At 70.3% G+C, this 21979-nt stretch carries 20 protein-coding genes; 13 read left to right on the plus strand and 7 right to left on the minus strand.

Annotation, left to right across the window (positions count from 1 at the left end; genetic code table 11):
• Positions 1-126: 126 nt before the first annotated feature.
• The 5 genes from AC1UKG_RS18165 to AC1UKG_RS18185 form a co-directional block, all read right to left on the minus strand.
• Positions 127-333, minus strand: coding sequence for a (4Fe-4S)-binding protein (locus AC1UKG_RS18165; protein ID WP_482642091.1), 207 nt, complete (start codon positions 331-333; stop codon positions 127-129).
• 12 nt (positions 334-345) lie between these two features.
• Positions 346-1620, minus strand: coding sequence for a cytochrome P450 (locus tag AC1UKG_RS18170; protein ID WP_482642092.1), 1275 nt, complete (start codon positions 1618-1620; stop codon positions 346-348).
• A gap of 143 nt (positions 1621-1763) precedes the next feature.
• Entirely contained in the window at positions 1764-3986 is a 2223-nt protein-coding gene (locus AC1UKG_RS18175) for an FtsX-like permease family protein (RefSeq protein ID WP_482642093.1), read from the minus strand.
• The gene (locus AC1UKG_RS18180) at positions 3983-4711 is read right to left on the minus strand and encodes an ABC transporter ATP-binding protein (protein ID WP_018743136.1); all 729 of its coding nucleotides are present in this window, start codon (positions 4709-4711) and stop codon (positions 3983-3985) included. The genes AC1UKG_RS18175 and AC1UKG_RS18180 overlap by 4 nt, the downstream gene beginning before the upstream one ends.
• Positions 4708-5232 carry a PadR family transcriptional regulator gene (locus tag AC1UKG_RS18185; RefSeq protein ID WP_018743137.1) on the minus strand — a complete coding sequence of 175 codons (525 nt, stop codon included), beginning with the start codon at positions 5230-5232 and terminating at the stop codon, positions 4708-4710. The genes AC1UKG_RS18180 and AC1UKG_RS18185 overlap by 4 nt, the downstream gene beginning before the upstream one ends.
• A gap of 158 nt (positions 5233-5390) precedes the next feature.
• Between AC1UKG_RS18185 and AC1UKG_RS18190 the strand changes: the two genes are divergently transcribed.
• Together AC1UKG_RS18190 and AC1UKG_RS18195 are read left to right on the plus strand one after the other, a co-directional pair.
• The gene (locus AC1UKG_RS18190; protein ID WP_018743138.1) at positions 5391-6119 is read left to right on the plus strand and encodes a Clp protease N-terminal domain-containing protein; all 729 of its coding nucleotides are present in this window, start codon (positions 5391-5393) and stop codon (positions 6117-6119) included.
• Positions 6120-6141: 22 nt separating this feature from the next.
• Positions 6142-6897 (plus strand): carbon-nitrogen hydrolase family protein, encoded by a 756-nt coding sequence (locus AC1UKG_RS18195; RefSeq protein WP_482642094.1) that lies wholly within the window; start codon positions 6142-6144, stop codon positions 6895-6897.
• Here the strand turns inward: AC1UKG_RS18195 and AC1UKG_RS18200 are convergent.
• Positions 6863-7102 carry a DUF6289 family protein gene (locus tag AC1UKG_RS18200; RefSeq protein ID WP_018743140.1) on the minus strand — a complete coding sequence of 80 codons (240 nt, stop codon included), beginning with the start codon at positions 7100-7102 and terminating at the stop codon, positions 6863-6865. The genes AC1UKG_RS18195 and AC1UKG_RS18200 overlap by 35 nt on opposite strands.
• An 892-nt stretch (positions 7103-7994) precedes the next feature.
• On the opposite strand from AC1UKG_RS18200, the gene AC1UKG_RS18205 reads away from it, so the two are divergent.
• From AC1UKG_RS18205 to AC1UKG_RS18250, 10 genes are all read left to right on the plus strand, one after another.
• Positions 7995-8876 carry a Scr1 family TA system antitoxin-like transcriptional regulator gene (locus AC1UKG_RS18205; RefSeq protein WP_026271213.1) on the plus strand — a complete coding sequence of 294 codons (882 nt, stop codon included), beginning with the start codon at positions 7995-7997 and terminating at the stop codon, positions 8874-8876.
• A gap of 4 nt (positions 8877-8880) precedes the next feature.
• Positions 8881-9102: a DUF397 domain-containing protein gene (locus tag AC1UKG_RS18210; protein WP_018813657.1), complete on the plus strand. Its 222-nt coding sequence runs from the start codon at positions 8881-8883 to the stop codon at positions 9100-9102.
• A 145-nt stretch (positions 9103-9247) separates the two neighbouring features.
• The gene (gene dxr, locus AC1UKG_RS18215; RefSeq protein ID WP_026271214.1) at positions 9248-10459 is read left to right on the plus strand and encodes a 1-deoxy-D-xylulose-5-phosphate reductoisomerase; all 1212 of its coding nucleotides are present in this window, start codon (positions 9248-9250) and stop codon (positions 10457-10459) included.
• Positions 10459-11709, plus strand: a complete 1251-nt coding sequence (locus AC1UKG_RS18220; protein WP_018743144.1) for a site-2 protease family protein — start codon at positions 10459-10461, stop codon at positions 11707-11709. The genes dxr and AC1UKG_RS18220 overlap by 1 nt, the downstream gene beginning before the upstream one ends.
• Before the next feature lie 9 nt (positions 11710-11718).
• Positions 11719-12891 carry a flavodoxin-dependent (E)-4-hydroxy-3-methylbut-2-enyl-diphosphate synthase gene (gene ispG, locus AC1UKG_RS18225; RefSeq protein ID WP_018733602.1) on the plus strand — a complete coding sequence of 391 codons (1173 nt, stop codon included), beginning with the start codon at positions 11719-11721 and terminating at the stop codon, positions 12889-12891.
• 105 nt (positions 12892-12996) lie between these two features.
• Positions 12997-13836 (plus strand): DUF4081 domain-containing GNAT family N-acetyltransferase, encoded by an 840-nt coding sequence (locus AC1UKG_RS18230; protein WP_018743145.1) that lies wholly within the window; start codon positions 12997-12999, stop codon positions 13834-13836.
• 211 nt (positions 13837-14047) lie between these two features.
• Positions 14048-14632, plus strand: coding sequence for an RNA polymerase sigma factor (locus AC1UKG_RS18235; RefSeq protein ID WP_482642106.1), 585 nt, complete (start codon positions 14048-14050; stop codon positions 14630-14632).
• Positions 14629-15627 (plus strand): hypothetical protein, encoded by a 999-nt coding sequence (locus AC1UKG_RS18240; RefSeq protein WP_482642095.1) that lies wholly within the window; start codon positions 14629-14631, stop codon positions 15625-15627. Before AC1UKG_RS18235 ends, AC1UKG_RS18240 begins: the two co-directional genes overlap by 4 nt.
• 116 nt (positions 15628-15743) lie before the next feature.
• Entirely contained in the window at positions 15744-16391 is a 648-nt protein-coding gene (locus AC1UKG_RS18245; protein ID WP_482642096.1) for a maleylpyruvate isomerase family mycothiol-dependent enzyme, read from the plus strand.
• A 113-nt stretch (positions 16392-16504) separates the two neighbouring features.
• On the plus strand, positions 16505-17056 hold the full coding sequence (locus AC1UKG_RS18250) for a DinB family protein (RefSeq protein ID WP_018743149.1): 552 nt from the start codon (positions 16505-16507) through the stop codon (positions 17054-17056).
• 112 nt (positions 17057-17168) lie between these two features.
• On the opposite strand, the gene AC1UKG_RS18255 is transcribed toward AC1UKG_RS18250, so the two are convergent.
• Entirely contained in the window at positions 17169-17756 is a 588-nt protein-coding gene (locus tag AC1UKG_RS18255; protein ID WP_482642097.1) for a hypothetical protein, read from the minus strand.
• A 505-nt stretch (positions 17757-18261) separates the two neighbouring features.
• Between AC1UKG_RS18255 and AC1UKG_RS18260 the strand changes: the two genes are divergently transcribed.
• Positions 18262-21978 (plus strand): ATP-binding cassette domain-containing protein, encoded by a 3717-nt coding sequence (locus tag AC1UKG_RS18260; protein WP_482642098.1) that lies wholly within the window; start codon positions 18262-18264, stop codon positions 21976-21978.
• The last annotated feature ends 1 nt before the right edge of the window (position 21979 follow it).

The following is a 21979-nucleotide window of genomic DNA, read 5'->3' on the forward strand; positions in this document are numbered from 1 at the left end:
AAGGACTGAGGTTAAGGCGTCCGTCGCGGATCTGGTCGATGCGCAGGCGCAAGGTAGGAGCCTGGTCGGCCCCGACGGGACAGCTTGACCAACGCAGTGGAGGTGGGCAGGCAAACAGAGTTTCTGCTAGCCGTCGCCCGGTTCCTCGATCAGGGAGAGTGCGCCGGATGGGCAGAGCTCGACGGCCTCGCGGGCGCGTTGGGCGGCTTCGCCTTCGGGGTGTTTGGTGATGAGCATGACGATGCCGTCGTCGTGTTGGTCAAACACGGTCGGTTCGATCAGTACGCACTGGCTGGCCCCGATGCAGACGTCGGTGTTCGCCTCGACTCGCATGTGGTCCTCCGTTTACCAGGCGACGGGGAGTTTTTCGGCGCCGTAGACGAACGCGTCGGATTTGAACGGGATGTCGTCGAGCGGTGCGGCCAGGCGGAGGGTGGGGATGCGGCGGAACAGGGTGTCGAAGACGATTTGCAGCTCCATGCGGGCCAGGGTTTGGCCGATGCACTGGTGTGGGCCGAAGCCGAAGGCGACGTGGTGGCGCGCGCCGCGTTCGAGGTCGAGCCGGTCTGGGTCGGTGAAGACCGTGGGGTCGTGGTCGGCGGCCAGCCCGGAGATGACGACGCCGTCGCCGGCGTTGATGGTGGTGCCGCCGAGCTGTACGTCCTCGGTGGCGACCCGGGCGGTGACCGTGTCGGCGATGGTGAAGTAGCGCAGTAGCTCCTCGACGGCCGGCGGTGTCTTCTCCGGGTCATCTTTGATCATGGCTAGTTGGTCGGGGTGTTGAAGCAGTCCCACGACGCCGAGGGAGATCATGTTCGCGGTGGTTTCGTGACCGGCGATGAGCAGGAGGAAGGCCATACTGACCAGGCTCGTGCGACTGAAGGTGCCGGCCGCGCGTTGCTTGGCGATCTGCCGGCTGAGCAGGTCGTCGGTGGGCTCGGTGACCTTGCGGTCGATCAGTGCGCCGAGGTAGGTGTTCAGTTCCTCCTGGATGCGGAGCCGGACCTCCGTTGGTGTGGTGTGCCGGATCAGGGGGCCGCTGCGTGCCTGGAAGAAGTCGTGGTCGGCATAGGGGACGCCGAGTAGCTCGCAGATGACCAGTGACGGCACCGGCAGCGACAGCGCTTCGACCAGATCGGCGGTGCGTTGATCGGAGGACAGCATCTCGTCGATGTGCTGGTCGACGATCTGCTGGATCCGTGGCCGCAGCCCGGCCATCCGCCGGACGGTGAACTCGCCCATCAGTGCTCGCCGCGCCTGGGCGTGCTCGGCGCCATCCATGCCGATCATGGAGGTGGGCTGGTCCTGCAACTGTTTTCTGGTCTCCGGGTCGGTGCTGACGAACGGGAAGTTGTCCCGGCGGCGGTCGGAGGAGAACCGCCGGTCGGCCAGGACGGCGCGTCCCAGCTCGTGCCCGGCGATCCACCATGCTTCGCGGCCGGTCGTCAGGCGGACCTTGGCGAGCGGGGAGTGGTCCCTGATCTGTTCGTACTCGACGGGTGTGCTGAAGGGGCATCCACGTTCGATGGGAAACTCGGCGTCGGTGACCTGCCCGGAGGCAGGCTCTGACGTAGTGGTCGAGGAGGTCCCTGGCGTAGTGATCGAGGCAGTCTCTGTCATGGTGATCTGTCACCTCGCAGAAGTCGATGTTGTCCCGCCCGCTCGGCCTCAGGCTAGCCGGACGGTGGCACTCCGTCCATGCCCGACCACTAATGGTGATGCCGGTCTACCTATCACCGGCCGGGCGGGCCGACAGTGGACAGCTATTCGATCCGGGTCGCTTCGATGGTGGTGCTCGTGCGCGCCGTACGGAAGGTGGCGATCACCGCGGTCGCGGCGAGCGCGAGGCTCGTGGCGAGGATCAGGTAGTAGGACGGCGGCAGCCAGGTGATCGTTCGCTTGCCTTCGGTGAGGCCGGCGACGATGCACCAGCCAGTGAGGATTCCCAGTCCGATGCAGAGTGCGAAGACCGTGGCGAGCGGCAGGGCAGCTTCGGCGACGATGACGCGGCGTACCGTCGATACGGGCATTCCCATGAGGCGAAGCAGGCCGAGCACCCGTTTGCGGTCCAGGATGGCGGCGACGCTGGAGACAGCGAGGGAGACCGCGGAGATCAGGGTGGCCACGAGCACGGCCAGGCGGCCGAGGTTGGCGTAGCGGTCGGCCCAGGTTTGCCACCGGGCGCTCTCGTGGTCGGCCTGGGACGTGGGTGGTGATAACAGGCGCAGTTCGCTGCCGAGGATGGCGGTGCGGGCACGTTCGACCGAGTGCGTCGTGCCGTCCGTGGCGACGACCAGAACCTGCGGCGTGGGGCCCGGTGCGGTCGCTGGGCGGGTGACCAGCGAGCCGTCGCCGAAGGCGCTGCTGCCGTTGACCTGGATATGGCTGGCGCCGTGGGGATTGGACAGGCCGACGAGGGCGGCGTCAGCGGCGGTGAAGACGGCTCCGCCCTCGGGGTGGGAGTAGCCGATCGCGGTCGCGGTGACCCCGTTGGTGCGGGCGATCCGGGATGTCGCGGCGGTGACCGCGGTGATATCGGACGGCGCTGCGCCGGCATCGTCCGGTGGTGGCGGGTGGAGCCAGGCGATCAGGGTGGAAGGCGCGAGATACTCGGACCCTTCGGTGGGCGATTCCTCGGTGACGCTGGTGATCCCGGCGGAGAAGACCGAGACCAGGAAGACGGCGGCGACCAGGCCGCTGACCGCGCGGAACGTGGCCCGTGGGTGTTGTTGGATGCGGTTCATCGCGATCACCCCGGCGGTGCGGTGCGCGCGGCGGGCCGCGATCCGAGCGATCCAGTAGGTGAGCACCGGCCCGGCGGCGATCAGCCCGACCAGGAGCAGGACGAAGCCGGCGATGAGGATCCGGTCGGTACGGGGGAGCGGGGTGTGCCGCAGGGCGGCGGTCGTGGCGCCCAGCAGCACCACCACGCCGGCGATGAGCGGCACCACGCCGAGGGCGGTGGGGCGGCGCTCGGTTTGCCCGTGGCTGCCACCGAGGGGACCGATTCTGGCCCGGCTGGTGCGCCACCCGGCGACGGCGGTGCAGCCGGCCACGACACCCGCGACGACGATGAGCACGGTGCCGGTTGGCACGGTCAGGTCGGTGCGGAAGAACCGGCCGTCTTCCATCTCGACCAGGGCGGCGACCGGGATGAGCAGCCATGCCAGGGCTACCCCGGCCAGGGCGCCCACGAGGCTGGTCACCCCGGTCTCGGTGGCGGCGATGGCGGCGACCCGGCGGGGGGTGGCGCCGATGAGGCGCAGTGCGGCGAAACGTTCGGCGCGGGTGGCCGCGCCGAGGCGGGTGACGATCCCGACCAGGATCAGGACGGGGAGCAGCACCGCGATGGCGCCGATGCTGGTGATGGTGCGGTAGTTGCTGCTTGGATAGGACACCCCGCGGAACTCCGTGACCGACCAGACCCCTCCGCGGAGGAAGACGCTTCCCGCCACGCCAGCTGTCGATGGCCGTAAGTTCTCGGTCGTCGTCCCGGTTACGACAACCAGCGAGTCCGGGCCCGCCAGGCCCGCTTCGTCAATGACGCCGGCCGGGGTGCCGTACCGGGAACCGAGGATGTCGGTGGGGTTCGCCTCGATGAGGGCGATCAACGCGGGGGAGGCGTGGTAGGTGCCGGCCGCCGGGGGCCGCCCGACTCCGGGTACGACCACGGTCGAGTCCGGCGTCGCGACGATGTCGACCCTGATGATCTCTCTTCCGTCGAAGTGCTCCAGGTTGGTCGCCGCGAGCACGGACTCGTCGGTTGGCGCGGCGGCAGCCGGGTTCTGGACCTGGGTGGACCACTGTCCGTGGGATAGCGAGGGCCAACTGAGGCGTTCGGAGCGGGAGGTGACGCCGTCGTAGGCCCCAAGGAGCAACAGCAGTAGGGCGACCCCGACCGCGATGCCGCCGGCCATGCCGATCAGCCGCCCGGATGCCCCGCGGCCCTCCGCCGTGACGAGTCTGGTCAGGGTGAACAGCCTCATCCGTACGCCCCTGCGATCGTGATCTGTCCATCGCGGACGACGACTTCCCGGTCGGCGTAGGCGGCCGTACGCGGGTCGTGGGTGGTGAGGATGACGGCGGTGTCGGCGTCTCCGGCGGCCTCGGTGAGGGCGAGCATCACCGTCTCGGCGGCGAGTGAGTCCAGCGATCCGGTCGGCTCGTCGGCGAAGAGCAGGGTCGGCTTGGTGGCCAGGGCGCGGGCGACGGCGACCCGCTGCGCCTGCCCGCCGGAGAGCTGCCCCGGCAGTTTCCGGGAGCACTCGCCCAGACCGAGCCGGTCGAGCCAGGCGTCAGCGCGGCGGCGGGCTTCGCGGCGCGTGACGCCGGCCAGCAGGAGGGGAATCGTCACGTTGTCCATCGCGGTCAGGTCGGGCAGGAGCTGCCCGTATTGAAAGACGAATCCGAATTGGTCCAGGCGGAGCCGCGACCGGCCCGCCTCGTCGAGTTCGGTGAGGCGAACGGTGTCGTAGTCCACGGTGCCCTCATCCGGGACCAGGACCCCGGCGAGTACGTGGAGGAGGGTGGATTTTCCGGACCCGGAGGGGCCCGTCACCGCGATGATCTCACCGGCGTGGCAGTCCAGGTCGACGCCGCGTAGGGCTTCGGTCAGCCCGAACGTGAGCCGCAGCCCCCGCGCCCGCAGGAGCGGAGCCGACCCGTCCTCGGGGGCGGGCGCCGACGTCCCGATGCTCTCCACCTTGTTCATTTCTTGACCTCGGCTTGTAGCTGGGACAGGCGGGCCGCCGTCAGGTCGATCCAGCGCAGGTCCGCCTCGATGTGGAACAGGGCGTGGTCGCAGGCGAGGACGACGGCGAGGCCCGCTCCCCGCTTCTCGTTGGTCAACTCCCGCATTCGCGCCATGTGCCGGCTTCGTTGCAGGTCCAGCAGTCGGCCGGCGTCGTCGCCGAGGAGCAGCGCGATGATTGTCTTGGCGAAGAGGTCGCTCTGCAGGGTCTCCGACGGCACCTCGGGGGTGAAGATCCACTCCAGTACCCGGGCGCGGCCGGCGGGGGTGATCCCGTAGCGCTTGCGCTCCGGGCCGGCGCCGGCCTCGGCGCCGATCGCGACGATCCAGCCGTCGCGCATCAGCCGGGTCAGGGTGGTGTAGACCTGCCCGAACGCCAGTGGTTTCTTCAGCCCGAACCAGCGGTCGTAGCGGCTTTTCAGGTCGTAGCCGTAGCTCGCACCGGTGCCGAGGAGACCGAGGAGGGTTGTTGTGTTGTCCACGTCCGGGACTATATGCACGCGGTATCTACACGCACAATCTACTTCGGCTGGTGGCTGGTGGCTGGTGGCTGGTGGCTTGTGGCTTGTGGGGTCGTAGGGGTCGGCCGGATCGTCAACCCATGGTTGACGGTCTGCATGCGTCAACCTATGGTTGACGCATGACTGAACCATTGATGATGACCCACCCGGTGCGCCTCGACGAGCTGATCGACCACATCAAGCAGGGGCGCACCAGCGCGCTGGACCAACTCGCCGACGCGGTCCTGGCCGGCGAACACCTCGGCGAGGTGGCCGACCATCTGATCGGCCACTTCGTCGACCAGGCCCGACGCTCGGGCGCCTCGTGGACCGAGATCGGCCGCAGCATGGGGGTCAGCAAGCAGGCCGCCCAGAAGCGTTCGGCGGCGAAGGTGGCGACGGCCGCGGCGCTGGAGTCGGATGGCGGCTTCAGCCGGTTCACCACCCGGGCCCGTAACGTCGTCGTCGCCTCCCAGGAGGAGGCGCGCGCCGCCGGTAACGCCGAGATCGGTCCCGCGCACCTGGCGTTGGGTCTGCTGGTCGATCTGAATGCGCTCGCCCCGCAACTGATCAAGGCGCGCGGGGTGTCCCTGGACCGGCTCCGGGACGCGGTCGCGGCGACCCTGCCGCCCCGCGTCGAGCAGGTCCCGGACCTGATCCCATACGACGCGCGGGGCAAGAAGGCGTTGGAGCTCACCTTCCGCGAGGGGCTTCGGCTCGGCCACAATTACCTCGGTACCGAGCACATCCTGCTCGCCCTGCTCGAGGAGGAGGGCGGCGACGGCGTGCTCACCGGCCTCGGCCTGGAGAAGGAAGGGGTGGAGGCCGCGGTCCAGGGCGCACTCGCCGCGCTCGCCCGCAAGAGCTAGGCGAGGCAGAGGGGGAGACGTGATGGGGCGGCCATTGGGCATCGCGGTGGCACAGCCACGATGTATCGCCTACGACGTGCTGGTCAACGCGGAGGCGCACGCGGCGGCTGTCCGGGCGGCGGATGCGCGGGTGGTGGTGTTTCCCGAGCTGTCGCTGACCGGCTACGAACTGGACGCGCTCCCGGTCGCCCCCGACGATGAACGGCTGATCCCGATCGTCAACGCCTGTGCCGACACCGGGGCGCTCGCACTCGTCGGCGCCCCGGTGCCGGGGCCGGGTATCGGCGTGCTGGCGGTGGACGGGGAGGGCGCGCGGGTGGCCTACCGGAAGGTGCACCTGCACGGTCGGGAGGCTCTCCACTTCGTCCCCGGCGAGCCGGCCGTGATCGATGTGGACGGGTGGCGGCTGGGACTCGCCGTCTGCCGCGACACCGGCGTCCCCGAGCACGCCGCGCAGACGGCCGCGCTCGGGATCGACGGTTACGTGGCCGGGGTGGTCCACGCCGAGGACGAGGCCGAGCTGCACGGCGAGCGGGCCCGTCGGGTCGCCGCAGACCACGGCATCTGGGTGGCCACGGCGGCCTTCGCCGGACCGACCGGTGGCCGCTTCGCCCGAACGTCCGGCCGCTCGGGCATCTGGTCCGCCGCCGGGGAACTGGTCGCCGAGGCGAGCGCGGCACCCGACGATGTTGCCCGCACGGTCTTCTGCCGAGCGGGGACTGACCCCTTGTCCCGTGCGGGGGTCAGCGTGGGCAGGGGTACTCCTGGAACGTCTTGAAGGCGCTGCGGGTGCCGACCATGGTCGGCTCACCCCGGCAGTCCTCGTGGAGGCTTCCGACCACGCTGGTGTGCGACGGGTCGGAATAGAAGGTCGTGTAGCACTCGTAGCCGAACGTGCAGGCGCGAGCCGGCGCGGGTGCTGCGGGCGAGACGAGGATGGCAGCGGCGAGGAAGGCCAGGACGGCGAAGAGGCGTCGGATCATGATGGTTGACCTCCGGCGATGTGGCTGATGACTCGAGAGCTGACCGTGCCGTAAGCATTAACCAGGATGAAACAAATAACAACTCATCCTTTCGTGCACGTGCTGTTTTCAGGGTGCGGGATTTGTCCCGATTCCACCGGCGTTTCCGCCGGTGGCGCCGGTTTCGGGGCGACCCACGCGGGGGGCGGCCGCAGTAGGCAATATGGGGCATGTCGACTATGGTGCGATCGCGGGTTCTATTGCTCCACGTCAAATTGCTAAAGCCGGTGGCTCCAGCGGTATCAACAGCTCACGCCGCATCGCCCTGCGGCGTTGCCGCAGGGTTCGGCGTCGTCGGCGCGCTGGCGGCAGCGGCCTGCTCCGTCGAGCCCGGCATCGCACCAGACCCGGGTCCGCGGTAGCTGGCGGTCCTCCTCGCTGAGCATGGTCGCGCCGAAGTCGAGGACGGCGACGCGCGTGCGGGAGTCGCAGAGCGCCGTGGCGGGGCGGACCGCGTCCTATGTTCTCCACCTGTCGAGCGTGGGCTGTGTCGGTGTGGTGGCGGCAGTCGGTGTGTCGCGACTGCCACTGGCGCAGGGCCTGTCGGCGGACGTCGAAGGTGGAGTTGGTGTGCGCCCAGCCGGTCCTGACTCAGATAGATCATCTTCGGGTCGCCTCGGGTGGGTGACCGTACCGTCGTCGATGGCCTTCATGGGTGCTGCCTGCGGTTGCTGTCGAGGCCGGGGCGGGCGCCTGGATGAGGTGGGAGGAGGTGCCGGCCCCGGGTGGCCCCTGACGATATGTGGCCGCTCCCAGACAAGATTTATTACAACCCTGGATTGCGGCAATGTATCGCGGGAGGATGCGGGCCAAGGGATGAGGTGCCTAACGCGACGACCGTAAAGGAGATGGCGTGGATGATTCGGGGAGCACCGTTCCGCGTAGGCAACTCGGGAGATATCTGAGAGAGCTTCGAGAAAGCGCGTATGTCACGGTGTCGGCCGCCGCGAAGGAGCTGGAGTGGTCGGCGCCCCGGATCTGGCGGTACGAGACCGGCCAGGTCCCCATGCACCCCAACGATGTGGAGGCCATGTGTCGGGTCTACGGGGCGGCCCGGGAGACGATCGAGACGATGCGGGCGCTGGCCCGGGAGACCAAGGCGCACGGCTGGTGGCACAGTTACGGCTCGGCGATCAAGGACTGGTTCAAGCTGTACGTTGGCCTGGAAGCCGCCGCGACCCGGATTCGAAAATACGAGGTGGACCTGATTCCCGGTCTGTTGCAGACCGTGGAGTACATGACCGAGGTGATCGCCACCGACCATCCGCAGCTCAGTGCGGCGGAGCGGCAGGCGAAGGTGGAGGTGCGCCTGCACCGGCAGCGGTTGTTGGCTCGGGCGATCCCGCGGGCGCCCCAGCTCGAGGTGGTGCTGAACGAGGCGGTGTTGCGGCGGCCACTGAGCGACCGGTCGGCGATGGCGCGTCAACTCGAGGCGTTGCTCGTCACCGGGGAACGGCACAACGTTGGCGTTCGGGTGCTGCCGCTGAGCGCCGGGGTGTTCCGCTGGGCGCAGGTGGGCACCTTCACCGTGCTGGAGTTCCCGACCGACGTGCGGGAGCCGGAGCCGACCACCATCTACACGGACGGGCCGTGCGGGGCGGTCTACCTTGACAAGGCCCACGAGGTCCAGACCTACGAGGATGCCTGGCGTTCGCTCAGCGCGCGAACGCGGGGTGTTGCCGAGTCCCGTGAGTTGATCATGGCGATTGCGAGGGAGATGACCGATGAGGCGTGACGGGGTGTGGCGTAAGTCGTCCCGGTCCGGTGGCGAGGGTGACTGCGTCGAGGTGGCGGCATTCGCTGCCACGGCCGGCGCACAGAACAGCGCTGTCGGCGCAGGAGACGGCGTCGTCGGCGTACGGGACAGCAAGGACCGGCCCGGTCCGGCGCTGAACTTCGACTCGGCGGCCTGGGCCCGGTTCGTCGCCGCCGTCCCGGCTGAGGAGCGAGACCAGCTCTGAGCTGCTGTTGGCCGGTGTCGGCCGGGGTGCCGACACCGGCCTGCGGTGGAGCGGCTCAGGCGCCCGGCGGGGTGCCGGCACCGGCCTTCGGCGCGTTGGCTGAGGCTCCCGGCGAGCGCTGAACCGGCTGGGGAACAATGGCGAGGTGACTTCTCCCCGCGACGTCGTGCTGCTCGGCTCCACCGGTTCGATCGGCACCCAGGCCATCGACATCGTGCGCCGTAACCCGGACCGGTTCCGGGTGGTGGCGCTCGGCGCCGGCGGCGGCAACGTCGGGTTACTCGCCGCACAGGCCCTGGAGCTCGGCGTGGAGGCGGTCGGCGTGGCGCGGGCGTCCGCCGCGCAGGATCTCCAGCTTGCCTTCTACGCGGAGGCGAGCCGTCGCGGCTGGGACCGGGGCGAGGTCAGGCTGCCGAAGATCATTGCCGGACCGGACGCGATGACCGAGCTGGCCCAGTGGCATAGCGACGTGGTGCTCAACGGGGTGGTCGGCTCGCTCGGGCTCGCGCCGACCCTGGCCGCGCTGCGCGCCGGGCGTACCCTCGCCCTGGCCAACAAGGAGTCGCTGGTCGCCGGCGGCCCCCTGGTGCGGGCCGCGGTGACCCGGCCGGGGCAGATTGTTCCGGTCGACTCCGAGCACACCGCGCTCGCCCAGTGTCTGCGCTCCGGGTCCCGCCCCGAGGTGCGCCGGCTGCTCGTCACCGCCAGCGGCGGCCCGTTCCGGGGGTGGCGGCGCGACGAGTTGACCCAGGTCACCCCCGAGCAGGCGCTCGCCCACCCGACCTGGAACATGGGGCCGGTCGTCACGATCAACTCCGCCACGATGGTCAACAAGGCGCTGGAGGTGATCGAGGCGCACGAGCTCTTCGACGTGCCGTACGCCGACATCACCGTGTTGGTCCACCCGACCTCGGTGATCCACTCGATGGTCGAGTTCGTGGACGGCTCCACCATCGCCCAGGCCAGCCCGCCGGACATGCGGCTGCCGATCGCGCTCGGCCTCGGCTGGCCGGACCGGGTCGCCGACGCCACCCCCGCCGTTGACTGGACGACCAGCCACACCTGGGAGTTCGCGCCGCTGGATGACGAGGCATTCCCGGCGGTCGCGCTCGCCAAGGCGGCCGGCGAGGCCGGGTGCTGCCGGCCGGCGATCTACAACGCGGCCAACGAGGAGTGCGTCGCGGCGTTCGTCGCCGGGCGGCTGCCCTTCCTCGGCATCGTCGACACCCTGGAGCAGGTGCTGGCCGAGGCTCCTGACTTCGGTGAACCAGGTACCGTCGAGGACGTGCTCGCGGCCGAGTCGTGGGCGCGCGGGCACGCGCAGACAATCATCGAGAAGTCAGTGGAAGGAACTTGATGGCCTACCTGCTCGGGGTGACGCTCTTCGCCCTCGCCATCCTGATCTCGGTGAGTCTGCACGAAGCGGGGCACCTGCTGACGGCGAAGGCCTTCGGCATGAAGGTGACCCGCTACTTCGTCGGCTTCGGCCCGACCCTCTGGTCGTTCAGGCGGGGCGAGACGGAGTACGGCCTCAAGGGCATCCCGCTCGGCGGCTTCTGCAAGATCGTCGGGATGACCCCGCAGGACGACGACGTCGACCCGGCCGACCAGCCGCGGGCGATGTGGCGGTTCCCGGTCTGGAAGCGGACGATCGTGATGTCCGCCGGCTCGATCACGCACTTCGCGCTGGCCCTGATCGCGCTCTGGATCATCGCGATCACCGCCGGCCTGCCCAACCCGAACTTCCCGAGCACCCTGGCGCAGGTCCGGCAGGAGCCGGCGGTCATCCAGCTCGCCAACTGCGTCGTCCCGGAGAACGAGGCCCGCGCCTGCACCGACGCCGACCCGGCCAGCCCGGCCGCACAGGGCGAGCTGCGCGACGGCGACCAGATTACCGCGGTCAACGGCACCCCCGTCACCAGCTACGGTGACCTGCTCGTCGCCCTGCGCGCCCAGCAGCCGGGGCAGCCGGCGCAGGTCGAATACCTGCGGGACGACCAGCCGGGCAGCACCACCGTGACGCTCGGGCAGACCCAACGCCCGCCGCTGGACGACCCGGAGGGCACCGTCGGGCCGGTCGCCGCGCTCGGCGTCGGGCTCATCCCCAGCACCCCCAGCCGGATCGAGTACGGCCCGATCGGCGCCTTCGGCGGTACCGCCGAGTTCACCGGCACCATGGCGGTGAACACGTACGAGGCGATGAAGCGGATCCCGCAGAAGGTCCCGGCGCTCTGGACGGCGATCACCGGTGGTGAGCGGGAGATGGACACCCCGATCAGCGTGGTCGGCGCGAGCCGGATCGGCGGCGAGGCGGTGGAGAACAACGCCTGGCTGCTCTTCTTCATGCTCTTCGTCTCGCTGAACTTCTTTATCGGCGTGTTCAACCTGCTGCCGCTGCTGCCGCTGGACGGCGGCCACATCGCCATCGCCTGGTTCGAGCGGGCCCGCTCCTGGGTCTACGCCGGGCTGCGTCGCCCCGACCCGGGCCGGGTCGACTATCTCAAGCTGATGCCCGTGACGTACGCGGTAATCCTGATCGGCGGCGCGTTCACGCTGCTGACCATCACCGCGGACGTCGTCAACCCGATCACGCTCTTCACAAGGTGAGTGCCTGAAGTGACCGCTGTCAGTCTCGGTATCCCCGCCGTACCGCCGCCGCCGCTCGCGCCCCGTCGCGTGAGCCGCAAGATCATGGTCGGTTCGGTGCCGGTCGGTGGGGGTGCACCGGTGTCGGTGCAGTCGATGACCACCACGCTCACCGCCGACGTGAACGCCACGCTCCAGCAGATCGCCGAGCTGACCGCCGCCGGCTGCCAGATCGTCCGGGTCGCCGTACCCAGCCAGGACGACGTCGAGGCGCTGCCGGCGATCGCCCGCAAGTCGCAGCTTCCGGTGATCGCCGACATCCACTTCCAGCCCCGGTACGTCTTCGCCGCGATCGAGGCGGGCTGCGCGGCGGTACGGGTGAACCCGGGCAACATCCGGCAGTTCGACGACAAGGTCAAGGAGATCGCGAAGGCCGCCGGCGACGCGGGCGTGCCGATCCGGATCGGCGTGAACGCCGGCTCGCTGGACAAGCGGCTGCTGGCCAAGCACGGCAAGGCGACCGCGGAGGCGCTGGTCGAGTCGGCGCTGTGGGAGTGCTCGCTCTTCGAGGAGCACGGCTTCCGGGACATCAAGATCTCGGTGAAGCACAACGACCCGGTGGTGATGGTCCGGGCCTACCGGCAGCTCGCCGAGGCGTGCGACTACCCGCTGCACCTCGGGGTCACCGAGGCCGGGCCGGCGTTCCAGGGCACGATCAAGTCGGCGGTGGCCTTCGGCGCGTTGCTCGCCGAGGGGATCGGGGACACCATCCGGGTGTCGCTCTCCGCCCCACCGGTGGAGGAGATCAAGGTCGGCGCCGCGATCCTGGAGTCCCTCGGCCTGCGCGAGCGCGGTCTGGAGATCGTCTCCTGCCCGTCCTGCGGCCGGGCCCAGGTCGACGTGTACAAGCTCGCCGAGGAGGTCACCGCCGGCCTGGAGGGGCTGCCGGTGCCGCTGCGGGTCGCCGTGATGGGCTGCGTCGTCAACGGCCCCGGTGAGGCCCGGGAGGCCGACCTGGGGGTGGCCTCCGGCAACGGCAAGGGCCAGATCTTCGTCAAGGGCCAGGTCATCAAGACCGTCCCGGAGGGCCAGATCGTGGAGACCCTCATCGAGGAGGCACTCCGCCTCGCCGAGGAGATGGGCGCCGAGCTCCCCGAGGAGCTGCGGAGCCTGGCCGGCGGCGCCACTGTGACCGTGCACTGACCCATTCGGGTGGGCTCGGCTGGGCGCGGGCCGTTCCCCGGGAGCCGGCCGGCGAGTAGGCCGGTCGGCCAACGCCGACTCCGCCGATCTGGCAGGCTGAAACCCGTGCTGACGACGCCGGTACGGCAACTCGGGGAATCGGAGCGTCGCGCAGTCGAGCAGCTGCTCGACCTCGACCCGTACGCGGGCGCACAGGTCGCCGAGCGGGTCGCCGCGCGCGGGCTCGGCTGGTGGCGGTCCGAGGGCCGGGTCCTCGGCTACGGCCCCCGTCGAAGCCTGGAATCTGTCTGCTGGCTGGGCGGCAACCTCACCCCGGTGCTCGCGACCGAGCCGGCCATCGCCGCCTACGCCGACCTACTCGCCGGGCAGGAGCGACTCTGCTCGTCGATCGTCGGCCGGGCCGACGCGGTGCTCGGCCTCTGGGAGCGGCTCGCCTCGACCTGGGGCCCGGCCCGTGACGTCCGCCCCAACCAGCCGTTACTCGCCACCGACACCGTGCCCGCCGTGACCCCGGACCCGCAGGTGCGTCACGTACGCCGCGGCGAGGTGGACCGGCTCTTCCCGGCCGCCGTGGCCATGTACACCGAGGAGGTCGGTGTCTCGCCGCTGGCCGAGGACGCCGGGCGCGGCTACTACCGTCGGGTCCAGGACCTGGTTCGGGCCGGTCGGGCGTACGTCCGCTTCGTTGATGGCGAGGTCGTCTTCAAGGCCGAGCTGGCGGTGGTGACCCGGCGTACCGCCCAGGTGCAGGGGGTCTGGGTGGCCCCCGAGTGGCGGGGCCGGGGGATCGGCGCTGCGGCGATGGCCGCCGTCGTCCGCGACGCGCTGCACCGCTGCGCGCCCACGGTGAGCCTCTATGTCAACGACTTCAACCAGGCCGCCCGGCGGGTCTACGAGCGCTGCGGCTTCCGCCCGGTGGGCACCCTGGCCACCGTCTTGTTCTGAGCGAGAACCAGCCGCAATGCCGCGGCTCGTGACTTGTGGCTCGTGGCTCGTGGCTCGTGGCGATCATCGTGAACCCCGGGACGGCTATCGGGCATGAGGAAGTGTGACCACCAAACCAGGGTTGCAAACCCGTCAACATGAACCGGGGAGCCCTGCGGCTGCCAGACCGTCGCCCGCCGACGGCTCCCCGGCCGGCCATGCCTCCGACGAGGTGCTGGACGGCTCCCCGGCCGACCAGCCCTCTGACGAGGCGCTGATCAAGCAGTCCCTGCTGGTGGCGGAGCGGTTCGGGCCGCTGTTCGACCGGCACGCCAGCGCCGTACACCGGTATCTGGCCCGGCGGATCGGGTCGGACGCCGACGACCTGTTGGCCGAGACGTTCCTGATCGCGTTCCGCCGACGCGCGACGTACCGGAAGCTGCACGTCAACGTACGCCCCTGGCTGTTCGGCATCGCCACCAACGTGCTGCGCCGACACGCGCGTCAGGAGAAGCGGCGGTACCGGGCTCTGGCCCGGGTCCCAGCTGATCCTGGCGGCGAAGCTTACGCCACCGACGATGCGCTCGGGCGGCTGGACGCCCAGTCACTGCGCCGGGACCTGGCCGCCGCGTTGGCCGCACTCAGGCGGGGCGACCGGGATGTCCTGCTTCTGTCCGCGTGGGCGGAGCTGTCGTACATCGAGATCGCGGCGGTGCTGGGCATCCCCGTCGGCACCGTTCGTTCCCGCCTGAACCGGGCGCGACGGGTGACTCGTGCGGCCCTCAGCGTCACTATCACCAGCGAGGAACGCGCATGAACGAGATCACTCTGATCCAGCAACACGGTCCCGATTCGGCGCCTGCCACCGAGAGCGTGCTGGACTCTGCCCGGCACCGGCTGCTGACCGAGATCGCCGACGCGTCGACCGAACCCCGGCAACGGTGGGCGGGGCTGCACCGCCAGCGCGGCATCAGGCGGGCCCGGGTACTGGCCATGACTGTCATCGCGGCCAGTGCGCTCTTTGTCTTCTCGGTCGTGGTCGGCGGTGTGATATCCGCCGAGCGGTCCTCGGACCGAACGCCGACGGGTGTCACCCTCGTCGCGTTCCAGATGCCGGTCTTCCCGCTCGCCCTCGATCCGGTGCCGGCCGGTCTGAAAGCCCCGTCGTTCAGCCTCCACGACAGCCGCTTCCTCGCGGTGCACCAGGATCCGGCCGGGGAGAGCGGTGTTTCCCTGAGCGTTCGTGACCGGCGCCCACGCCCCGAGTTCGAGCTCGGCGAGGACATCAGAACGGTGATGGTGCACGGACAACCCGGTGAGTTGTCGGAATTCCGTCCGCAGAACGGGCCTAAGTCTGTGTCAGTGATCTGGGAGCGGGAGCCGGGTCAGTGGGTGACAGTCACGGGCCGAGGCCGGTTCGGCACCGAGGCGGCCGTCCTGGCCCTCGCGGATACGGTTGTCGAGCGGCCACAGGAGGTGCCGTTGCAGGTCGGCCTCGCGCCGGCGGGCTGGGAGGTGTTCGCCTTCAAGGACGACCGGATCCTCACCCTGAAGGACGAGAACTCGGACGTCACGATGACGGTGTATTTGGCCGAGCGGCCCTCGTCGGACCTTCTGCACACCGTCATGGGAGCCCAGGAGGTGAGCACGGTCCAGGTTAACGGTGGAGAGGCCCGCCTCGTCCGGGCTGACGAATTCTGGTTCCTCCAGGTCCCGCTGCCCGACGGCTCGGCGTTCACCCTGCTGGCACCACCCTTCATGACCCCGGATCAGGTAGTCGCCGTCGGCGAGCAGGTGACCGTGCGGCGCTGACCCGTCGCCGGCCACCCCCGCAGCTCGGGGTGGCCGGCGCTCCCACCTCCGCTTCGCCGGCTGTCCGGACCGCCAGCTCAGCCCGGAGTGTCAGCCCCTGCTGCTTGGGTGGCGGCATGAACAGCCGGCATGCCGCGGTGTGGACTGTCGTTCACCACGAGCGCGCGGCTCTCGTGCGCAGCCTGGAGAGCCTGGGGCCCGAGCAGTGGGCTGCCCCGACCGCCTGCCCCGGGTGGGACGTCCACGATGTGGTGGCCCACCTGGTCGACACCGCGAAGACGACGCGGCTCCGCTTCGTCCGAGACATGGTCACCGCGCGTTTCGACTTCGACCGCCAGAACGCGGTGGGTCTCGCCCGCGAACGGCGCACGGACCCATTGGACACCCTCGCCGCCCTTCGCGCGGTCGTGACCCGCACCAGCACCCCACCGGCCGCGATCGTCACCCGACTCGTCGAGGCGTTCGTCCACGGCGAGGACATCCGACGGGCAGTTGGGCTCAGCGGCGAGTACCCGGTTGAGCAGGTGGCGGCGGCACTGACCTTCCAACTACGGACGACGGTGCAGCTGGGCGGCGGTAAGGAGCGCGCGAATGGGCTGCGACTGGTCAGCTCGGACGCTACCGTCGACAGCGGAGTAGGCCCCGAGGTGCGGGGCACGACCCTCGCCCTTCTGCTCGCGGTCTCCGGTCGGCCGGTCGCATCTGACGAGCTCTTCGGGCCCGGGGCCGCGACCCTCATCGAGCGCGTCACCTCCGGACGGTGACCAAGGTGGCGCCCGCGATCACGCCGAGCTGCTCGCGAGCTCGGCACCCCAGGGCTGGCCATCCCGGCGGGCACTGCTGCCCGGGCCCCTGACCGGTCGCGCATACTCCGTTTATGACAGATCAGTGGGAGGGAAAGGGCTTCGGCTGGCAGAACATGTTCGTCTCGCCCGAGCAGGACCCGAGGAACCAGGACACCGTCCACGGCGAGCGAGACGTGCTCCTCGGTTACCTGAGTTTTCAGCGGCAGACACTGCGGCTCAAATGTGCGGGGCTGACACCGGAGCAGCTGGCGAGTCCCGTGGTGCCTCCGTCGGAGCTGACGCTGCTCGGGCTCGTTCGGCACCTGGCCGCGGTCGAGCACGGGTGGTTCCAGCGGGTGATGCAGGGCGACAGCGGTCCTCGCCCCTTCCGCCCCAACGGGGTGCACAGCGAAGAGTTCACCTTTCCGATGCCCACGGACTCCGATGTCGAGGCGGCATTCCAGGAATGGCAACGGCAGTGCGATGCCGCCGACGAGTTTGTCGCGCGAACGGAACTGGACGCCCGGGGAAAAGACGACGTGGAGCTACGTGAGGTCCTGGTCCACCTGATCGAGGAGTACGCCCGCCACCTGGGCCACGCCGACCTTCTTCGTGAGTGCATCGATGGGCGCCGAGGGCAGTAGTTAGCTGTCCAGGACATCCGGAGACGGCTGTTGGCCGGCACCCGAACCGGGTGCCGGCCAACAGTTTCTTTCCCCCTTGTGTGGGTTAGTTCTATCGGGTGCTGCGGTGGGGTCAGTTGGTCCAGTGCGCGGCGACGAGGTCGGCGGCCTGGGTCTCCCACTGGGCGTAGTGGAACGGGTAGGCCGACACCTGGACCTTCTGGGCGGCTTCGGTCAACGGGAGTTCCTGCCAGCCGTCGACCTGCTTGAGGCCGTTGAGGAAGGCGGTGGTGGAGTACTCGGGGTCGGTGATCTGCTCCACGCTGCCCCAACCGGAGGAGGGGCGCTGTTGGAACAGGCCCTGCGAGTCGTGGTCGTTACGCGCACCCAGGTGACCCAGGTTCTCCAGCTTCGACTCCTGCAAGCTGGTAGCGATCGCCACCACGGCGGCGCGTTCGTCCATGCCGGCCTTCTTCGTGGCCTCGATGATCGCCTTCACATTCGATACCTGCTCGTCGCCCAGGTCGATGCGGGACTGCTTGCCCTGGGTGCCGTGCGGGATCAGCGTGCTGGTGTCGGGCTTGTCCACCTGCACCACACCAGCAGCGGCGGCGGGGGTGGTGGTGTCGGTGAGGGTGGCCAGGGGGCCGGCGACGACACCGGTGGACAGGGCCAGACCAGCGATACCAAGCACACTACGACGCAGAATCGTGTTCACCATGGGGGTTGCTCCATTCGGGGGTCGACACCCATCACGCACGCCCGAAGGGGGTCAGGCGGCAACAGGGTGCAAGCACCGTCCGGCGCTCAAAGAACAGGAAAGAAAAGATCGGCTACCGCGGTCCGGGGACACGCACGGCGCCGGGTCCAGATGTAACGACCGGCCGGCCACCGGCATTCCCGGCGACCCGCACCCGGTGTCACCCGCCCAAGCGGGCCACCTCCACGGCCGTACGCAGGGTGTAACGCCCCGACGGCCGCCGAGATTCCACCACCACCGTGCCCCCGACCACACCCCACACAGGCATCCATCGGACATTGGTGGCTCGTGGGGTGAAGGGCCTCAGACGGCGCATACCGTGATATGTTGCCGATCCGGTTCTCGCAGTCGGCTTAGCTGGTGTTCCGACGAGGGCTCCGGTCGGCGGGGCCCAAAATGCGTTGAGCGATGGTTGCCCGCCGGGTGAGGCTGGGCGTTCCAGCGCCGCTCGTCGTTAGGGTTTCCCGTGCGTCTGCTCCGTGACCTGTGGGCCACCGCGCCTCGCCGAATGACGATCGTGGGCATCCTGGTCCTGCTCGGGGCAGGCGGTCAGGCCGCTGCCGCCGCGTTGGCCGGGCCGGTCCTGGTACACCGCTCCGTCGGCGCCTTCGCCCTGCTCGCGGTGGCGCTGGTCGCCGCCGTGGTCAGCGGTCTCGTGGTCAATCTGGTGCTGGCCGGGGTGACCGCCGACTGGTCCGCTGCCGTCCGGCGCCGGCTCTGCCGGGTCGCCTTCGGGCAGGACCTGTCCACCGTGGAGGCGACCCCGGTCGGCGAGCTGCTGGACCGGATCGACGGCGACGTCTACGACGTTGCCGCCGGGGTCCGATCGCAGGGTATCCGCCTTGCCCAGATGCTGACCGCGGGCCTGCTCTCCGCGGTCGTCGCACTGGGTGTCTGGTGGCCGGCCGGGCTGACCATGCTGCTGCTCGCCGGTGTCCTCGCCGTCGGCCTGCGCCGGCCCACCGCGCGCATTGTTCCAGCCCGGATGGCCGAGGAGGCGGCCTGGTCCGACCTGGCCGCGGTGATGGAGGAGGCCGTCCACGGCCAGGATGACGTGCGGACCAGCCTCGCCCAGCCGTACGTGCTGCGGCTCTGGGCCACCCGGGCGGCGGCCGTGCTCGCCCGGGCGATGCCGGTGTGGCGGAGGTCGGCCCGGGTCACCACCACCGCGGTCGGTGTCACCGGCGTCGGGATCGCCGCGGTGGTGCTCACCGGAGCGTGGGCGCTGGCCAGCGGTCGGGTGGACGGCGCCCGGCTGACCGCCGTGTGGCTGCTCGCCGTCGCCTTCGGTGTGACCGTCGAGCACGTCAGCCAGCTGGTGCCGGAGCTACAGTACGCACTCGGTGCCTGGGGCCGCGTACGGCTGCTGGCGGGTTCCCCGCAGGAGCCGGTGGGCGGGCTGGCCCCGGTTGCCGGTGATCTGACGGTGCGGGGTCTGACCTTCCAGTACTCGGTGGCCGAGGGCAGCCGTGGGCCGGCCCTGCGTGACATCCACCTGACCTTCACCCGGGGCCGTTCGTACGCCCTGGTCGGCCGGACCGGTTCGGGGAAGTCCACGCTGGCGAAGGTGCTCACCCGGGCGGTCGACGTGCCGGCCGGGGCGGTCCTGCTCGGCGGCCGGGACCTGCGCGACATCGATGTCGAGAAGCTGCGCCAATGGGTGGCGGTGGTGCCACAGCGTACCGAGATCCTGGCCGGCACCCTTGCGGAGAACATCGCCCTCTTCGACCCGGACCTGCTCGACGCCGCCGCCGATGCCCTGCGCGAACTGGGACTCGACGGCTGGGCCACCGAACTCCCCGACGGGCTGCGGACCCGGCTCGGTGAGGGCGGGCACGTCCTCTCGGCCGGTCAGGAGCAACTGGTCGCGTTCGCCCGGATTCTGGTGCGCGACCCGCAGGTGGTGATCCTGGACGAGGCGACCGCCCGGCTCGATCCGGTCACCGAGTCGCGGGTGCAGGCGGCCACCGAACGGCTGCTGCGCGACCGGATCGGCATCGTCATCGCGCACCGGCTCTCCTCGGTCCGGCACTGCGACGAGGTGGTGGTGCTGGCCGACGGCGCGGTACTGGAGGCCGGGCCGTTGCGGGAGTCGGGGCGTTTCGCTGAACTGCTGGCCATCAGCGACGCCGCGACCAGTGCCGCCGTTATCAGCGACGCCACGACCAGTGCCGCCGTTATCAGTGACGTCGTTGCTCCCGTCGGCACCGGCGTCCACGCGCCCGTCCAGGTTGGCGTTGGCGGCGGTGGCCCCGGCCCTGCCAGCGGTAGCGGCGTCGGCGCTGGGGTCGGGCTGCTGGACGGCCCGGAGCCGGAGGCCAGACCCGAACTCGGCCCGGTCGCCGTCCCGGCGAAGCCCACCCCGCCGCCCCCCGTGGACGTCTCGTCACCAGCTGCGGACGTCTCGCCACCAGCTGTGCTCCTCCCGCCATCCGCCGTGGACGGCTCGCCGGCGGCCGAGGAATGTCGGCCGCCGGCTGGTGATACCCCGGCGCCAGCGGTGGCGTCCCTGGGCCGAACGCTGCGGGAGGTCTTCCGGCTGATCGGCAACGACCCACGGTACGGGCTGGCGGCCATGGCGCCCTTCGTGGTGCTGGTGTTGGTCGGCCTGGCCGGCCCGGTGCTGCCGTGGCTCTGGGCAGACGTGGTTGACGGCGTCGGTGAGCCGTGGCTGCCGGCGCTCGGCATCGCGGCCGGGCTGCTGGTCACGCTGCCCGTCCACTGGTACACGACGCTGTGGTTCCAGAACTGGTGGGTGCGGCAGATGCTGCGGATCAACCTTCGGCTGGTGCACGGGCAGACCGGGTCCCGGCGGGTCAGCGGCTACACCCCCGCCGAGGTGGTCGCCCAGGGCGGTGACACCGAACGGGTCGTGGAGCTCGCCGACAACATGGTGGACCAGTTCTTCGGCCTGGTTCTGCTGGTGGCGATGACCGTTATCTCCGGCAGCGTCGTACCCGGACTCTTCTTCCTCGGGACGATGGTGGTGTCCGCGCTGGTCGCCGCCTTGTTCGGCCCGGCCCTGGAGCGCAGCGCACGGGCGACGGTGACGGCGCGTGCCGCGTACGCGACCGCGCTGGTCTCCGGGCTCTCCGCCGCGCGGACGGTGAAGCTGGCCGGCGCGACCGGGCCGGTGCTCGACCACCTCGCCGATCTGGACGCCATCCGCAGCGAGCGTCAGCGGCGGGAGATCGCCACCCAGGTGTGGTCCCGCTCCACCCCGTCGGTGGTCAGCGGGCTGCTACCGATCGGCGCGTGGGCGTTGTTTCTGGCCGGTCTTCTGTCGGCCGGCGCGACCCTGGTCGCCGTCTCCACGCTCGTCGCGGCGCGCTGGATCGCCTGGACCGCGGCGTCGCTACTCTCCCAGGTGCCGTCGGCTCGGGTGTGGACCCAGCGGACGGTGGCGATGACCGGGGCGCCGGCCTACTCGGTGGGGCTGCCCGGGGTCGACCCGGCCGTCGGTTTCGCTCCGGTGCCGTCGGCGCCGGCCCGGCACCCGCTGCGTCGGCTCGAGTTGGTCGGGTTCGGGGTCCGCCACCGGGACGGGGTGGCGGCGGTCCGCGATGTCGACCTGACGATCGAACGCGGCCAGCTCGTCCTGGTGGTCGGTCCGGTCGGGTCGGGTAAGTCGTCGCTGCTGCGGGCCCTCGCCGGGATCGCGCCGCACACCGGCCGGCTGCTGTGGAACGGCGTGCCGGTGACCGAGCCGGAGCTGTTTCTCCGCCCGCACCAGGTCGGCTACGTCGGTCAGCAGCCCCGGGTGCTCTCCGGGACGGTCGCCGACAACATCACCCTCGACTATCCGGTGGATGCCGCCGCGGCGGCATCCACCGCCCAGCTCGAGCCGGACCTGGCGGCCTCCGGGGCCGGTCTCGGGTTGGTCATCGGGCACAAGGGCACCCGACTCTCGGGCGGGCAGCTGCAGCGGCTCGCGCTGGCCCGTGCGCTCGCCCCGGGGAGCGAGCTGCTGGTCGCCGACGACGTCTCCTCCGCGTTGGATGTCACCACGGAGCTGGCGCTCTGGGCGGCACTGCGACAGCACGGGGTCACCGTGCTGGGGTCGACCTCGAAACGGGCGGCGCTGCTCCGCGCCGACCACGTCCTGGTGTTGGAGGAGGGGCGGGTGGCCGCCCAGGGCCGTTGGGGTGAGCTGGCGGCCCGGTGGTCGCACCTGGCCGGTTGAC

The sequence above is a fragment of the Salinispora sp. CH2A1_6 genome (genome assembly GCF_056820975.1).

Excerpts from the sequence above, each read along its gene's own strand:
- AC1UKG_RS18165 (WP_482642091.1), bottom strand. The coding sequence starts at position 333 with ATGCGAGTCGAGGCGAACACCGACGTCTGCATCGGGGCCAGCCAGTGC.
- AC1UKG_RS18170 (WP_482642092.1), bottom strand. The coding sequence starts at position 1,620 with ATGACAGAGACTGCCTCGATCACTACGCCAGGGACCTCCTCGACCACT.
- AC1UKG_RS18175 (WP_482642093.1), bottom strand. The coding sequence starts at position 3,986 with ATGAGGCTGTTCACCCTGACCAGACTCGTCACGGCGGAGGGCCGCGGG.
- AC1UKG_RS18180 (WP_018743136.1), bottom strand. The coding sequence starts at position 4,711 with ATGAACAAGGTGGAGAGCATCGGGACGTCGGCGCCCGCCCCCGAGGAC.
- AC1UKG_RS18190 (WP_018743138.1), top strand. The coding sequence starts at position 5,391 with ATGACTGAACCATTGATGATGACCCACCCGGTGCGCCTCGACGAGCTG.
- AC1UKG_RS18195 (WP_482642094.1), top strand. The coding sequence starts at position 6,142 with ATGGGGCGGCCATTGGGCATCGCGGTGGCACAGCCACGATGTATCGCC.
- AC1UKG_RS18200 (WP_018743140.1), bottom strand. The coding sequence starts at position 7,102 with ATGATCCGACGCCTCTTCGCCGTCCTGGCCTTCCTCGCCGCTGCCATC.
- AC1UKG_RS18220 (WP_018743144.1), top strand. The coding sequence starts at position 10,459 with ATGGCCTACCTGCTCGGGGTGACGCTCTTCGCCCTCGCCATCCTGATC.
- AC1UKG_RS18240 (WP_482642095.1), top strand. The coding sequence starts at position 14,629 with ATGAACGAGATCACTCTGATCCAGCAACACGGTCCCGATTCGGCGCCT.
- AC1UKG_RS18245 (WP_482642096.1), top strand. The coding sequence starts at position 15,744 with ATGAACAGCCGGCATGCCGCGGTGTGGACTGTCGTTCACCACGAGCGC.
- AC1UKG_RS18250 (WP_018743149.1), top strand. The coding sequence starts at position 16,505 with ATGACAGATCAGTGGGAGGGAAAGGGCTTCGGCTGGCAGAACATGTTC.
- AC1UKG_RS18255 (WP_482642097.1), bottom strand. The coding sequence starts at position 17,756 with ATGGTGAACACGATTCTGCGTCGTAGTGTGCTTGGTATCGCTGGTCTG.